Origin of the sequence: Granulicatella sp. HMSC31F03 (genome assembly GCF_001807725.1) — a bacterium.
Taxonomy (GTDB): domain Bacteria; phylum Bacillota; class Bacilli; order Lactobacillales; family Aerococcaceae; genus Granulicatella; species Granulicatella adiacens.
The window spans coordinates 67,437-83,675 of the sequence record NZ_KV790846.1; the positions used below are offsets into that span (position 1 = coordinate 67,437).

The 16,239-nt window shown below is 36.9% G+C and carries 14 protein-coding genes; 2 read left to right on the top strand and 12 right to left on the bottom strand.

Annotated elements, in window-relative coordinates:
* Positions 1-10: 10 nt before the first annotated feature.
* The 10 genes from HMPREF3106_RS01900 to HMPREF3106_RS01945 form a co-directional block, all read right to left on the bottom strand.
* Entirely contained in the window at positions 11-961 is a 951-nt protein-coding gene (locus HMPREF3106_RS01900; RefSeq protein ID WP_005605273.1) for a beta-ketoacyl-ACP synthase III, read from the bottom strand.
* Between the two features lie 5 nt (positions 962-966).
* Entirely contained in the window at positions 967-1,428 is a 462-nt protein-coding gene (locus tag HMPREF3106_RS01905; protein WP_070436654.1) for a MarR family winged helix-turn-helix transcriptional regulator, read from the bottom strand.
* A gap of 255 nt (positions 1,429-1,683) precedes the next feature.
* Positions 1,684-3,270: an amidohydrolase gene (locus HMPREF3106_RS01910; protein ID WP_005605270.1), complete on the bottom strand. Its 1,587-nt coding sequence runs from the start codon at positions 3,268-3,270 to the stop codon at positions 1,684-1,686.
* A 1-nt stretch (position 3,271) separates the two neighbouring features.
* Positions 3,272-4,360: an ABC transporter substrate-binding protein gene (locus HMPREF3106_RS01915; RefSeq protein WP_070444078.1), complete on the bottom strand. Its 1,089-nt coding sequence runs from the start codon at positions 4,358-4,360 to the stop codon at positions 3,272-3,274.
* A 70-nt stretch (positions 4,361-4,430) separates the two neighbouring features.
* Positions 4,431-5,390, bottom strand: a complete 960-nt coding sequence (locus HMPREF3106_RS01920) for an ABC transporter permease (protein WP_005605266.1) — start codon at positions 5,388-5,390, stop codon at positions 4,431-4,433.
* Positions 5,391-5,396: 6 nt separating this feature from the next.
* On the bottom strand, positions 5,397-6,455 hold the full coding sequence (locus tag HMPREF3106_RS01925) for an ABC transporter permease (protein WP_005605264.1): 1,059 nt from the start codon (positions 6,453-6,455) through the stop codon (positions 5,397-5,399).
* Between the two features lies 1 nt (position 6,456).
* Complete coding sequence (locus HMPREF3106_RS01930; RefSeq protein WP_070444081.1) at positions 6,457-8,007, bottom strand: ABC transporter ATP-binding protein; 1,551 nt, start codon at positions 8,005-8,007, stop codon at positions 6,457-6,459.
* 100 nt (positions 8,008-8,107) lie between these two features.
* The gene (locus tag HMPREF3106_RS01935; protein ID WP_083281579.1) at positions 8,108-9,166 is read right to left on the bottom strand and encodes a BMP family lipoprotein; all 1,059 of its coding nucleotides are present in this window, start codon (positions 9,164-9,166) and stop codon (positions 8,108-8,110) included.
* A gap of 124 nt (positions 9,167-9,290) precedes the next feature.
* On the bottom strand, positions 9,291-11,732 hold the full coding sequence (locus tag HMPREF3106_RS01940) for a DNA translocase FtsK (protein ID WP_070444087.1): 2,442 nt from the start codon (positions 11,730-11,732) through the stop codon (positions 9,291-9,293).
* Positions 11,725-12,039, bottom strand: a complete 315-nt coding sequence (locus HMPREF3106_RS01945; protein ID WP_070444090.1) for a DUF1033 family protein — start codon at positions 12,037-12,039, stop codon at positions 11,725-11,727. Before HMPREF3106_RS01945 ends, HMPREF3106_RS01940 begins: the two co-directional genes overlap by 8 nt.
* A 98-nt stretch (positions 12,040-12,137) precedes the next feature.
* Here HMPREF3106_RS01945 and HMPREF3106_RS01950 point away from each other — a divergent pair, with 98 nt between their 5' ends.
* Positions 12,138-12,410, top strand: a complete 273-nt coding sequence (locus tag HMPREF3106_RS01950; protein ID WP_070444093.1) for an acylphosphatase — start codon at positions 12,138-12,140, stop codon at positions 12,408-12,410.
* 68 nt (positions 12,411-12,478) lie between these two features.
* Positions 12,479-13,408, top strand: coding sequence for a membrane protein insertase YidC (gene yidC / locus HMPREF3106_RS01955; RefSeq protein ID WP_070444096.1), 930 nt, complete (start codon positions 12,479-12,481; stop codon positions 13,406-13,408).
* A 170-nt stretch (positions 13,409-13,578) separates the two neighbouring features.
* Here the strand turns inward: yidC and HMPREF3106_RS01960 are convergent, their stop codons facing one another.
* Both HMPREF3106_RS01960 and HMPREF3106_RS01965 read right to left on the bottom strand, forming a co-directional pair.
* Complete coding sequence (locus HMPREF3106_RS01960; protein WP_070444099.1) at positions 13,579-15,618, bottom strand: extracellular solute-binding protein; 2,040 nt, start codon at positions 15,616-15,618, stop codon at positions 13,579-13,581.
* Positions 15,588-16,226, bottom strand: coding sequence for an HAD family hydrolase (locus HMPREF3106_RS01965; protein WP_083281575.1), 639 nt, complete (start codon positions 16,224-16,226; stop codon positions 15,588-15,590). Before HMPREF3106_RS01965 ends, HMPREF3106_RS01960 begins: the two co-directional genes overlap by 31 nt.
* Positions 16,227-16,239 lie beyond the last annotated feature (13 nt).

The window sequence follows — 16,239 nt, forward strand, 5'->3', positions numbered from 1 at the left end:
ATTTTAAAAATTATAAAGTGATTGTGATACTTCCCCAGGCAAGGCCACCGCCAAAACCTGATAGAAGAATTTTTTTATGTTCTCCGATTTTCAATGTTCCATTTTCTACGAGTTCATTAAATAAAATCGGAATACTAGCAGCCGAAGTGTTTCCAACATGATCGATATTCATTGGGAATTTTTCGATCGGTTGTTTTAATTTCTTAGCCACTTGTTCGACTAAACGACGATTTGCTTGATGTAACAAGTACAAATCAATATCGTCAGCTGTATATCCAGCCTTTTGTAAAGTATCTTGGATATTGACTGGAACAGTTTTGCTGACTAATTCATAAACGCCTCGACCATCCATTGTCATGGTTGAAACTGTTTGATTTGTCATTCTTTTTCCAGCGACTAATGCCTCAGATTTCTGTCCATCATTTTGTAATGTTTCCGCCAAAAAAAATGGCTCTTCATCTTTTTGTAAAAGAACAGCTCCAGCACCATCTCCAAAGAGAATAGCCGTTGAGCGGTCTCCCCAATCGAGTGAACTAAGCATCGTTTCTGCTCCGATGACGATTCCGTATTTTCTTTGCCCGTGTTCTAACATCTTTAGTCCAGTAGACAATGCAAATACAAAACCACTACAAGCTGCACTCACATCGAACGCAAAAGCATTCGTTGCTCCGATAGCTCCTTGTACAAGAGACGCGCAAGAAGGACTTGCTGCATCAGGTGTCATCGTTGCTACAATGATAAATTCAATAGATTCAGGATTAATCTGACTCTTTTCAACTAAGCGTTTTGCGGCAATTGTTGCCAAATCACTTGTTGTCTGTTCTTTTGCCCAATATCGGGTTTTGATTCCTGTTCTCTTTACGATCCATTCATCAGAAGTATCTACTCGTTTCGCCCAGTCATCATTTGTGATCACGGACGTTGGGAGATAGGAACTTGTCGCTATCACTTGAACCCCCACAATGTCTACTTCCCTTCTTGATTTGCTAGTACAGCCTCGTGTAGGAAATCATATAAATTATGAAGCCCCTTCACAAGAACTGCCATTTCTTCAGCGTTCATTCCTTCAATTGTTTTTAAAACTAATTTTTCATGGAATTTGCGATGAAGACGATAAAGTAAGCGACCTTTCTTGGTCAGACCTAAAATTACAATTCTTCGATCGGCTTCGCTCTTCAAACGTACCACGTAGCCTTTTTTGACTAATGCATTTACTGCAACTGTTAGCGTCCCAACAGTAACATTCAATTTATTAGCGACTTCCGTTGTCGTATGTTCGCTATACATTCCAATCGCTTCAATGGCATGCATCTCTTTAATGGATAAATCATTAAATTGGCTTTGCGCCAGCGAAGATTCTTCAATGTCGAGCATTTGGTTAAAGACGTCCACCAAATACCCGTTTATGGTCTCTAGAGTTGGTTCCATAAAAGATTTTCTCCTTTTGTTTGAATATCAAATCATTTGATGTTCAAAGTATATTATTTTTTACTTTGAGTGTCAAACTATTTTTTGTAAGTTATTTTGAAATTCAAACTATCTTCAAATTTATTAGTGCTTACATTATGATAACAAAGGGATTTTAATTTTTTCATTTTCATAAAAACAACAATTTTGAAAGAAAACTATCCAGCTGAAAATATATGAAAAAAGCTAGATAGAAGACTCTATCTAGCTTTTGAACTACTTTTTGAAAACACATTTCCCATTTACATAGGTTGCTACCACTTCCACTTTTAATAAGTCTTGTGGATTTCCTGCTACAATATTTCTATCTAAAACGACAAAATCGGCCAAATTGCCTACTTCCAATGTTCCGATATCTAATCGACTTAATGCTTTAGCGGCACCACTGGTGTGCGCCTTTAATGCTTCAACAATAGAAATGCGTTGTTCAGGCATTAAACAAGGTTCCGGTAACTGTTCTCTAGTTTGACGGGCTACCGCGTTAAACATCGACTCAAACGGTGTAACATCCAGTACCACTGGCGTATCCGTTCCAAAACCAAGCGTCGCACCTTCTTCTAAGAAGGATTTGAACGGGAACATATGACGCGCACGCTCTGCTCCAACTTCTTCATCTAAAGTTTCATATCCGACTAATAAATGACTTGGCTGAACAGAAACAATGAGGGAAGCTTGAGCCGTTAATGGAAGGTCTGTAGGATCCATCACTTCTAAATGCTCAATCGTGTTGAATTTATACGGTGCGTCAAAGGGGGTTTCTTCTTGAGCCTTTTTGAAATTTTGAAGCGTTAAAGCAATGGCCTTATCGCCTACCGTATGAATTCTCATTGGCCATCCTTCTTTATTGGCAAGAAGCGTTAAACGTTCCATCTTTTCTTCTGTTAAGAGTGGCCCTCCGACATCTCCCTCGAAGAACGGCATTGGATACGGCTCTTTCAAATAGGCGGTATGAGAACTTGTCACTCCATCATAAAATTGCTTTACGCCACCCATTTGAAGCATTTTGGAACGGTATTTTTTGTACAGTTCACGGTTTTGTTCTACTGCCTCACGCATCGCTGGGAAGAAGCTAACACGTACAGTGGCCTCTTTTTCCACTTTTGCGTAAAGCTCAGGGTATACAATATCATCAGGACTTTCACCCGTTAAGGCCACATCCCCAACTGCCGTCACACCCATTTGGTTTAAGTATGACATATAATTTTTTAACGCCTGTTCTTCATCGTCTTTATAAACAGATAATACTTTTGATAAATAATAGATGGCTTTTGCTTCAAGAAATACTCCTGTTAGCTTGCCGTCTTTTACAACTGCTTCTCCACCAATGTTTTGTGGAATGGCTTCTGGGGTTAATTCGAGTACTTCTAGTGCCTTTGAATTAAACCAAATCGTATGAGCGTCCCCTGCAATTAAACAAATAGGAATTGTCTTTGAAGCTTTATCAAGGTCTTCATTCGTTGGCAAAATTTGCTGTCCAAAATCACTCGCATACCATCCAATTCCAATTTTCCAACCATTATATTCAGGAATGGATTCCGCTTGTGTGATGACTTCTTCAATAGAGGCTCCTCCCACCGCTTTCATTTTTCCTAAATGAATTAAAGCAGACAAATACAAATGAACATGCGCGTCAATAAACCCAGGAGTCACTAATTGGTCTCCTACATCGATAACTTCCCCTACAAGGGAAGTATTGTAATCTAAATGGTTTACAATCACGCCATCTTTGATTTCTAAAATAGCAGGTACTGCTTCATTTGTGTCTCCAATGAAGATATTCTTACTTTTTAAATAATAGTGCATATTATAATCCCATCTTGAAGTCTAAAAAGGCTTCATTATATTTTGTTATCCATTCATTTCCTAAAAACTCATAATGTTCCAGAGATTGGATAACTTCTTCTGATGGATAGAACGTCTCATCTGCAGTGACTTCTGGATCCATCAACTCTTTGGCTTTTTCATTAGGAGTTGCGTACCCAACAAATTCAGCATTTTTGGCTGCATTTTCTGGACGTAACATAAAGTTAATAAAGGCATATGCTCCTTCAACATTCACTGCTGTGTGCGCAATTGCAAAGTTATCCGTCCAAACGGCACTTCCATCTTTTGGTAAAATATATTGTACGTTTGGATTTTCTTCTGCAACTGCAGCTGCATCTCCAGAATACCCCATTCCGATTGGAGCTTCTTCCAGTTTCATCATGGTTTTAATTTCTTCATTGAGTACTGCGCGAACATTTGATTTTAATTCTTTCAATTTTTCTTCAGCTGCTTTTAATTCAGTTTCATTCTTAGAATTTAATGAATACCCTAATGATTGGAGAGCCATCCCTAACGCTTCACGGTTTCCGTCAAGTACAAGAAGTTTGTTTTTAAACTCCTCTTTCCATAAATCACCCCACGTTTGGATACTTTCAGGATCGATATACTTCGTATTCACCATAATCCCAACCGTTCCCCAGAAATAAGGAATGGTGTATTGATTTCCTTGATCAACGGGACTATTTAATAAGAAAGAAGAAATATTTTCTAGTCCTTTAATCTTTGAATGGTCTAATTTTTGAAGTAAATTCTGATTTACTAATTTGGTAATACTTGATTCACTTGGAAATACCAAATCATATCGCGTTCCACCTTGTTTCAATTTAGCCTCCATCGCATCATTGGAATCAAATGTTTCATAAACCACTTGAATTCCAGTTTCTGCTTCAAATTCTTTAATTAATTCTGGATCGATATAATTCCCCCAGTTAAATAGGAACAATTGTTGTTGTTCTGAAGAAGAACTCGATTCTTCTTTGGCCTCTTTGTTTTGAATAAAATTTTTTACTCCAAATAAAATAGCTACCATTGCAAGGATAGCAATCATTAAAGTGACTATTCTTTTCATTTATAACCCCTTCTCATTAAAAAACTGCTTTTAACAAAGATTCAAATCCAAATTAAAAGCAGTTTCATTATTATTTTGATTTAACGTAGTTTTTGCCGTTCGCAGCTGGCCCTTCCGATTTACCAATGAATCCTACCAATACAATGATAGTAATCAAATATGGCGCAATCGTCAAGCCTACTGACGGAATATCTTTAATAATTGGAATGTAGTTTCCAATAACCCCTAAACTTTGAGCAAGACCAAAGAGTAAAGCGGATAACATCACACTCACAGAATTCCATTTACCAAAGATCATCGCTGCCATTGCAATAAATCCTTGACCCGCTATGGTTGTCGCAGAAAAGTTCAGTGTAATCGATTGAGCAACAATAGCTCCACCAATCCCTGCTAAGAACCCTGAGATTAATACTCCTGCAAAACGCATATGATAAACATTAATTCCTAAAGTATCGGCTGCTTGAGGATGTTCCCCAACCGAACGTAAACGTAAACCAAATTTTGTTTTATTTAAAATCATCGAACAGACAAACGCCAATCCAATAGCTAAATAGGCTAAGAGGAAAGTATCTGTAAAGAAGATTTGACCGATGATTGGAATTGAACTTAGTACTGGAATAGTTGTCTTTCCAAAGTAGTTCGTAATAATTTCCGTTTGTCCGAGTTCGTTATACAAAAGTCTACATAAAAATACGGTTAAAGCGGGTGCCAGTAAGTTTAACACCGTTCCTGAAATAATATGATCAGCGCGCAAGTAAACAGTAGCTACAGCGTGAATCACCGAATAGCATGCTCCAGCAAGTGCCGCAACAAGGAGCGCTATCCAAGGTGTCCATGCGCCCAATTGTGGTGCAAATGCTAGGTTGAATACTGCAGATGCAAAAGCACCTATAACCATCGTTCCTTCAAGACCAATATTAACAATCCCACTTCTTTCAGAAAATACACCACCAAGTCCAGTTAAAATAAGAGGCGTTGAATAGATGAGCATATTTCCGACAATTACTTGTAATAGAGTGACTAAATCCATATCTATTTACCCCTTTCTTTTCCCAAAACTTGGAAATTTATCGACAATCACTTGCATTAAATAGTTCGCCCCAACAAAGAAAATAATAAAGGCAACTACAATAGATACAACCTCTGTAGGAATTTTTGCAAGTAGTGGCATGGAAATTCCACCAATCCGTAAAATTGCAAATACTAATGAAGAGAATAAGATTCCAAATGGATTACTTAGACCTAATAGCGCTACCGCCATTCCATCCCATCCAATACTTGGTAAGCTTTCAGAAGCAAATGCATGTTGGAATGTTCCTAATCCTTCCATAACTCCTCCAAGACCTGCAAGCCCACCAGAGATTAACATTGCTAAAATAATTGTTTTTTTAGCGCTCATACCGGAATACTCGGCCGCGTTTTTATTTAGCCCTACTGTTTTCAACTCAAATCCGGTTGTTGTCTTATTCATTAAAAGCCAGACAACAAACACAGCAGCTATCGCAATGAAGATTCCACCATGTAATGTAGATTTGCTTGTTAATTGATATAAGAAAGACATTTTTAAGCTAGCGGCTTCTGGAACGGATGCTGTAATTTCTGCTTTTTCTGTTAGAATTTCACGAATCACATAATTCACAATATGCAATGCTGTATAATTCAACATAATCGTCACGATAACTTCACTCGTATTAAAGTATGCTTTTAAATAACCCGCAATTCCTGCCCATAAAGCCCCTGCAAGCATCCCTACAAGAATACATAAAGGAAGTAATACAATTTTAGGTAAATCAGAGAAAAGAAGTCCTGTTGTAACAGAAGCAAACCACCCCATCAACGCTTGACCAGCTACCCCGATATTGAAGAACCCTGCATAACTTGCAAATGCAAAACCTAAGGCTACAAGAATCAGAGGCGTAGCTTGTCTTAAAGTTTCACCAATATAAAATGGTTTTCCTAGGGAACCTTTTAAAAGAGCTGAATAACCTTTAACAGGATCAAACCCAAATACCGCCATAATAATGGCCCCTACTAATAGCCCTAAAACAACTGAAAGGACAGGAATAAGGACTTTTTTATAACTCGCACCTTTCATTTTATAACTCCTCCTGTTTCATAGCTCTTACTTGTTCTCTTGTAGAACCAGCCATCAATAATCCTAATTCTGTTTCATTTGTTTCCTTAGTGTCTAACACATCCACAATTTTACCTTCATACATAACGGCAATTCGGTCCGCCACGTTTAAAATTTCATCTAGTTCAAAGCTCATTAACAAAACTGCTTTCCCTTTATTTCTTTGTTCAATAAGGCGTTTATGGATATATTCAATCGCCCCAACATCCAATCCCCTCGTTGGTTGTGCTGCAATTAATAAACTTGGGTCACGATCGATTTCTCGAGCAATAATCGCTTTTTGCTGATTTCCTCCTGAAAGAGAACCAGCTGAAATAGTAGGACTTGGTGTACGAACATCAAATTCTTCAATTAAGCGTTCTGCCAAATCGACAAATGCTTTTTTATTAAGGAATCCTCTTTTAGAGAGAGGTTCTTTATAATAAGTTTGAATTCCAATGTTCTCATCTAATCCCATTTGCAATACAAGCCCATGTTTATGACGGTCTTCTGGAATATGGCCTAGTCCCGTTTCCGTTCTTTGTCTTGTTGGCAGATGCGTTAAATCTTTTCCATTTAATTCAATTGAACCCTCTTCAATTTTTCTCAAACCTGCAAGAGCTTGAACGAATTCTGTTTGACCATTCCCATCCACCCCTGCAATACCAACCACTTCACCGTGGCGAACTGTTAAATCCAGACCGTTTACCGCATTAATTCCACGACTATCCTTTACAACTAAATTCTTAATTACAAGTGCGTCTGTCGTTGGTTTTGCAGCTTCTTTTTCCGTTTTAAAGGAAACTGAACGTCCAACCATCATATCTGCTAGTTCCTGATCAGAAACACTTCCCATTTCTACTGTCCCAATGACATTTCCACGACGAATAACAGTACAACGATCGGCTACAGCTTGAATTTCTTTAATTTTATGAGTGATTAAGAAAATCGATTTTCCTTCTTTCGTTAATTGCTTCATGATTAAAATCAATTCTTCAATTTCTTGTGGCGTCAATACAGCTGTTGGTTCGTCGAAGATTAAAATATCTGCCCCACGATAGAGAGTTTTAAGAATCTCCACTCTTTGTTCCATTCCCACAGAGATGTCTTCAATTTTAGCGTCTGGATCCACTACTAAGTGATACTTTTTAGACAACGCCAAAATTTCTTCTTTTACAGTATTTTTATTGATAAAACCGAATTTAGTTTGTTCTTTCCCTAAAATAATATTCTCAACAACTGAAAATTTCTTCACTAGCATAAAGTGTTGGTGAACCATCCCGATTTTCAATCGGTTCGCTGTATTTGGTGAATCAATTTTCGTTGGAACACCATTGACTTTAATTTCTCCCTCTGTTGGTTCTAATAAACCAGAAAGAATATTCATTAAAGTAGATTTTCCTGCCCCATTTTCTCCTAATAACGCATGGATTTCACCTTTCTTTAACGTTAAATCAATTTGGTTATTCGCAACAAAATCCCCAAATTTCTTCGTGATTCCTTTCATCTCAATCACAAATGTATCTTGTACCACTCTTCTCACCTCATAAATGATCTATGTATAAAAGAGTAGGAGTGAAGAAATATCCATTCTCTTCCACTCCTACTCCTCTCGTTTTAATCGTTAAATCTAATTAAGGTTTCGCAGGAACTTCTTGTTTTCCATCGATAATTGCTTTCTTATATTCAGCAACTTTTGCCTTAACTTCTTGCGTTAATTGACCATCTGTTAAACCTACACCATCATCTGATAATCCGTATACTACTTGTTCTCCACCATGATAGTTTCCTTTAGAAGCATCATCCGTAAATTTCATTAATGCTTGTTTAACACCTTTTAAAGTTGAAGTTAATGTTACATTACGAGAATCGTTGACTTTACCTTCTGCTTGTTGGTCTTGGTCTACCCCGATTACCCAAATTTTACGATCTGGATTTGTTTCAACGATAGATTTAGCTGCTGCAAATACACCTAAACCAGCACCACCTGCTGCCGCATAGATAACGTCGAAATCTGAAGCGTACATTGCTTCTGCTAAAGATTTAGCTTTTGCTGCATCAGAGAATGATTCAGCATATTGAATTTCAACAGTTGCATTTGGATTTACAGCTTTAACACCAGCTTTGAATCCTGCTTCGAATTTGTCAAGCGCTGGTCCGTGCATTCCACCGATGAAAGCAACTTTATTTGTTTTTGTAGTTAAACCAGCAGCAACCCCAGCTAGGAAAGCAGCCTCTTGGTCTCTATAGTTGATAGAAGCTACGTTTGGTTGTTCTACCACACTATCAATGATTGCAAAGTGAGCTTCTGGATTTGCTTTTGCTGCTTCTTCAACAGCTTTTTGTAATTTAAATCCGATAGCAAAAATAATATTATATTCGTTTAACACTGCTGTGTTGAGGTTTGTTGTGTAATCAGATTCTGACTTAGAAAGAATGTAATCAACGCCATTGCCTTTTGTCTTACCACCATTGTTTTTACCCCATTCTAACAAACCTTCCCAAGCACCTTGGTTGAAAGATTTGTCATCAATACCACCAGTATCAGAAACCATAACGGCTTTAAAATTATCATTTGAACCTGAATTTGAAGCATTTGATGATGAAGATGAGTTGGTAGAAGAACCACCACATGCTGCTAATACAGCACTTGCACCAATAGATAAAGCGAATAAAGCTAAACTCTTCTTAATTTTCACAATAAAAAACCTCCAATAAATGATTTACTACAGTCATTCTATCATAAATAAAATGAAAAGCAAGATAAATCTTTCTATTGGAGGTGATTTTATTGAAAAATGTTCGTGTTTTACATTTCTAAGTATTTGTTTCAGTGGTTTCGGAAGCATTATTTTCACTGAAAACATGAACATTCACTTTTCTTCCTTTGCTTCCATCTGCAGGACCGACATACCCACGCGCTTCTAAATCATCAATCATTCGTGCTGCACGGTTAAATCCGATACGGAATCTTCTTTGTAAGTAGGAAGTACTAATCGTTTCTTGTTCTTTTAATAATTCGATTACTTCGTAGAATAATTCGTCTTCTGGTTCACTACCACCAGAAGTCGTATTTTCAGAAGGCATCATCGCTTCATCATACTCTACTTCTTGCTGATTCTTCACGAAATCAACGATACGTTCGACTTCTTCATCCGTTAAGAATGCACCTTGTACACGAATTGGTTTATTTTCACCCATTGGCATATACAGCATATCCCCACGACCTAGAAGTTTCTCAGCACCATTGGCATCGATAATCGTACGAGAGTCTGTACCGCTAGATACCGCAAAGGCAATACGAGAAGGAACATTAGCTTTAATAATCCCTGTAATAACGTCAACCGATGGACGTTGTGTTGCAAGAATCATATGGATTCCGGCAGCACGGGCCATTTGCGCAAGACGAATAATCGCATCTTCCACTTCATTACTTGCAACCATCATTAAGTCCGCCAATTCATCTACAATCACGACAATATAAGGAAGTGTTGGATTATTTTCGCCTGTTTCGCGGTTATATTGTTCGACATGAGCGTTATACCCATCGATATTACGCATTCCCATTGAAGCGAATAATTCGTAACGTTTTTCCATCTCAGCTACTACTTTTTGTAAAGCTTGAGCGGCTTTGCGAGGGTTCGTTACAACCGGAGTTAATAGATGTGGAATGCCATTGTACACATTCAACTCTACCATCTTCGGATCAATCATCATCAGTTTCACTTCATGTGGTTTTGTCTTCATTAAAATACTTGTGATAATGCCGTTAATACATACGGATTTACCAGAACCGGTTGAACCGGCAATTAACATATGGGGCATTTTGGTAATATCGCAAAGGCGAACATTTCCAGAGATATCTCTCCCTAATGGTACGTCTAAAGGTTTTGGAGATTGAATCGCTGATTGAATCACATCGCTAAACGATACAAAACTTGTTTGGCTATTTGGAACTTCAATCCCTACATAAGGCTTCCCTGGGATTGGCGCTTCGATACGAATATCTTTGGCAGCAAGTGCTAAAGCAATATCATCACTCAAGTTTACAATCTTACTTACCTTCACACCGATTGCTGGTTGAATTTCGTATTTTGTAACGGCTGGTCCTAGCATTGGGTTCGGCATGACTTTAGCATCCACCCCGAAACTTGCAAATGTACGTTCTAAAATACGCATATTGCGTTCCACAATTGTACGTTCATTCGATTGATCGGATTGTTGAACGGGATTCAGTAAGGTCACTGGTGGTAATTGATAGTCTTCATCATTTTCCTCACCACCCATTGCTAAGTCTCCAATATCTTCCCCATCATCCTCAAACTCATCCTCCTCTTGGATAGAGTTTTCTTGTTTTTTAGAAGCGATTGGCGATGGAGTTGAAACTACTGGTGTCTCCGGCGAAACTGGATTTGGAGAAACTACTGGCTCACTATAGACAGGTTCATACGATTCCTGCTCCGTATCTACCATTGATTCATCTTCATAATCATCAAAGAAGGCATTTTTCATTCGGTTTAATAAAGAATGTTCTTTTCGTTCTTCCTTTACTGGTTCTTCTACTGGTAAAGTATCATCCGGATGGATTTCTGGATTTGGAGTATATAAATCCTCTTCTTCAAGCGCTTTTTGTTTGGCTTCTTTTTCAGCTTTTTTCTCAGCAATTTTTTGAGAAAGATTGGATACGTGAGTTCGAACAAAATTCATAACATCACTTAAATGAATATCAAAAATAAGTAAGGCACTGCATACTAGAAGTAAGAATACTAATAAATAAGTTCCCCATTGCGATACAAGGAAATAAGTTCCTGCATATAGAAGCGTTCCAATGAACCCTCCCCCAAGATTTTGAGAAATCGAATTGGATGTAAAATCAACCATAAATCGATTCATCATCTCTTGAAATAAAGGAGATCCCGAGCTCGTAAAGCTACTATAGGTCATTACAGATACAAATAGGAGTAGCGCAATACTTGAGCAAACTGCTGCAACAGTCCATCTCCAAATAATTTTAGGCATCCGTCCTCTAAAGAGCATTCCAAATCCAGCAAGGATTCCACAAATACCTCCGAACACAAATAAATCACCTATAAAGAAACGAATGACGTTTGCAAAAAATTTACCCAAGAATCCCAGTTGAAATATTGCTAATAGACAATAGACAATCAAAAATACCGCTAACGCCTCTATAGATAGTAAGGGATTTGAGTTTTGAGAATTTTTGCTTCTAGACGTTTTTTTCTTTGTTTGTTTAGCCACGTTCTTCTCCTTTCAAGTCTACTAATTGATTTTTTTCATCAACGATCATAATCCCATGAAAAATCTGAAGGTCACATTCACAAGGAACACAATAATCTGTTTCTGAAGTGTTCCAGAATGCAACACAACAAGATCCTTTCTCACGTTTTTCTGGATAGATTTTTTCAAATTTTTGATAGAGAGTCTGATAGGCACAAAGAGCCTCTTCAATCTCATCAAATTCTTCTGTCGAAACAATCATCTTTTCCCATTCTTCAAAAAACCACCATGGTTCATCATGACCAGCTGTTTCAATCACTTTAAACATGTTTTCACCTCGTATCTTAGTATACCAAATTTTAGGAAATCATGGTAATCTTGTTTCATAGAGACGACAAATAAATCATCATATGAGGAGGAATTTCCATGATTACTCGACAAATTCGCGTCTGGGGACGAGTTCAAGGTGTTGGCTTCCGTTTCTTCACACAGCAACTCGCTATTCAATTAGAGATTACTGGAACTGTTCAAAATAAAATGGATGGTTCTGTCTTAGCCGTAGCTCAAGGGGAGCCAAACGCTGTCGGTCGCTTTATCGAACGTGTAAAAGCATCCACTTCTCCGTACGGACGCGTCGACCGATACGAAGAATGTACCTTGTTAGACCCCCCTCTTTTTACAAAATTTGAAATTATATAAAGAACATTGCTATTTCAACGAAACCCGTGTAAAATAAGTCATGTTATTAAATGAAAAGGAAAGTGATTATGAAACTTACTAAAAAGACTCAACTGCTTTTCGTTGCAACTGTTCTTCCACTACTATTAGCGGGATGTACCGTGCAATATAATGCAGATCATCAACCCGTTGGATGGCTCTATGAGTATCTAGTCGTCCCAACACAATGGTTATTAAATCAAATTGCTTCTATGTTTAATGGAAACTACGCTATTGCGATTGTTATCGTCTCCGTTTTAGTCCGTGTGGTTTTAATGCCAACACAATTCCATCAAATGAAATCAATGCTTGTCCAGCAAGAAAAGATGGCAGTTTTAAAACCATATATTGCAGAAATTACTGCTCGTGCAGAACAAGCAGCAACTCCTCAAGAAAAACTAGAAATTCAACAAGAGCAAATGGATCTATACAAGTTAAATAACGTCTCATTAATGGGCGGACTTGGTTCTGGATGTCTTCCACTATTAATTACACTTCCAATTTGGAGCGGATTATATAATGCAATCTTGCTATCTAACGAGATTTCAAGCAGTGACTTCATGGGAATTGCCCTTGGAAAAGAATTTGTTCCACTAGCAATTGCTACCGCTGCTCTATACTACATTCAATCTCTCGTAAGTCAAATGGGAATGGATGAAGAAACAAAGAAACAAAGTCGTTCTATGAACTATATTTTACCAGTAATGATGTTTATGATGACTTTCCAATCACCAGCAGGGGTTGGTATTTACTTCTTCGCTTCCGCTTTAATTCAAATCTTACAATCTTGGATTCAAAACACATACTTACGTCCAAAAATTAAAGCTCAAATTGACGAAGAGTTAAATCATGACAATGTAGTTTTACCAGAGCGTAAAACACCAAGCAAACCAGCACAAAAAGCAACGCAACAAGAAGCTTTTGCAAAACGCCAAAATAAACCAGTTGGAAGAAACGCTGGAAAACAAAACCGCAGATAATAACGCAAAATACCTTTGAGACTCTTCTCAAAGGTATTTTTTCATGCAAGACGGTTCAATCATGATACACTTTTTATTTTCAAGTTCAGTTGTATCATTTTTGATACATTTTAAATTTGATTCTTTCGGTGTGTCTCTAACAAGAAGAAGAGATCAGCCCCCTTATCTCTTTAATCACTAAAAACATCTTTTAACACTTTTTCTCCTAGTTTAATTTCATCTAACAAGCTGAATTCTTGCTTATTCCAAACTTGTCTTTTTCCTAACTGAATAGACTTTTCTAAGTGAGTTAACCATGGATGCATTTCCATTAATTCTTGATTATTAAGTACTTCTTTACTTAGAATCATTCCACCTAACGCAACGATTAGTTTCGAAATTTCGTCGCTATACAACCATTCTAGAAATAATAGAGCTTGTTCTTTCATATTACTCTCTTTTAAAATCCCTACTGTTCCTCCACCAATTAGCGGTTGTTTCCCTGGAATACGTGCAACCCCAAAATCAATATCGTTTTGCAACTGACCAGCAAGCACCGTTGAATAGTTAGAAAAGACGGTCATCATTGCTGTTTTTCCTTCAGCAAATTCCTGAACAATATCTCCCCACCATTTTTCCTTGTTCTGGTCACTAGTTTTTATACTAGCCTTATATTGTTCTAAAGCAGTTTGATAAGGATTAGCAACTTGATTTAACATTTGTTCGCGATATCTTGGTAAGAAATCACATGAAGTTACAAGCGGTGTCTTCATTGCAATACTATGACCATATTTTGTTTGAGATGCTTTGTTTTCATTCTGAGTGAAAAATTGGCAAATTAAGTCAAATTCTTCAAAACTTTGCGGTACAACTAATTTTTTTCTAAATCGCTCATAAAATTCTCGCTGAACTAATTTATTTAAAAATAAATCTTTACGATAATAGAGTAATTGAACGGAAACGTCCAAAGGAACTCCATACCACTTTTTGTTAGCATACATATACTCATTAAGTAATTGTTCGTCAAATTGATTAAGAATCTTCTCACTACCCTCTACATCCTCTAAAGGAACAAAAAGATCCTCCGCTACTTCGGGTAAAACAGCCATATCCAGACGGATTAAATCATAATCTTTCTTGAATGAAGTATTTTTAATTTTCGTAACATCATATTCGGAAGATTCCAATTCATCTATTTCAATGAGAATATTAGTCTCATGTTCAAAAATGCCTGATAAAAATTTTAACACACGGGTTGTTGGAGAACTAATCGTGAATAATCGAATCTTCTGCGGATTTGCATATTTGGTATAAACGTTTTTAGCTCTAAATCCTTCCGGTGTCATCAGAATGCGACCAATATTCCCAGCTTTGATTAAGTCGACGACCTTTTTAGCGCACAACTTATAATCCAACTCAAAAATATTTTTCTTTGCACGAATAAGTTGAAAACTATCTAGAGAAAATATATTCTCTAACCGGCCTCTTCCTAACCAAGACTGAATCTCTTGAATGTTTCTAAGAATCTCTCTATCGATTGCAAAAATAGCACTAAATTCTTCAAGACCTGCATATTGTTCAAACAATCGAATTAAATCTTGCCTATTTTTTATCGAAAATCGCTCGATTGAAATATGACCAGAAATCTCATTCAAAATATCCTCAGATAAAGATTTCCCATTCTCAAATTTATAATCAATAAATAGTAATTTTTGATTCCCTATACTGAATCGTTTCATTAACTCTTTTGCTAAAAGACTATACTCAAAAGAAATAACACCATATTTGTTCGCATCCTCAAAAACATCAACAAAATGTATTTTCGTGTCTTGCTGAAATACTGATAACATATTTTCTTTTGGAACATAACCAACAAATACTGCAACTGAAGGTTTTAATAAACTTTCCTTCTCTACAATACTTCGTAAATTTTTTTCTTTAAAATAGAAAACCTCAACCTCAATACTCTCTTTTTCAGCCTGTTGTAATATACTTTCATAGAACACAGAATAATGCTCTTTTAAAACAAAGGGAATAAAAACAACTACTTTATTCGAGAAGCCCTTTCTCAACAATTGAGCCTGAGGATTAATCGTATAACCTAATTCTTTTGCAGCCTTTAGGACTTTAGAAATCTTTTCTGAACTGACATTACCTCTCTGGTTTAAAACATTAGAGGCGGTTCCGTGAGAAACACCAGCTAATTTAGCAATGTCCTTAATTGTCGCCAATTCATTTCCTCCCTTAACTTATCTAAGTAAGTTAATAACTCACTTTCATTCTCTACAACAAATCCATTAATCCCGCAACGCGCAGCTCCCCAAATATTTTCTGGCAAATCATCAAAAAATATCGTCTCGTGAGGATCTAAGTTATAACGTTCTAAAAGGATATTATAGATTTTTTCATTTGGCTTCAAGACTCTTTCTTCGCAAGAAAGTACTATCCCTTTAGCAATAGAAGTCACTGGAAGGTATCCTTCTTTTACCAAATCATAAAAAGTACAAGCTGTATTTGATAAAATGTAAATGTTGTAGCCATTTTTGGAAAGTTCAATAATTCTATCTTGAACCTCTGTATAAACATCCACGTATTTATACCAGTATCTTGAAAGTTGAGTTAATTCATTTCGATACTCTTCCCCAATTTTAGTTGTAACTATCTCAATCATTTCTTCCCTAGTCTTCACACCTTCATCAGTTTGAACCCACAAACCAGTTTCAAAAACCTCTTTTCTTAACAAGTTATGTAATTTTCTATCATCTGTAATAGCTTGTAAAATCTTCTCACTATTCCATTCAATGAGGACGTTTCCCATATCAAACACTAAATTTTTCAAAATATCTCCTCCA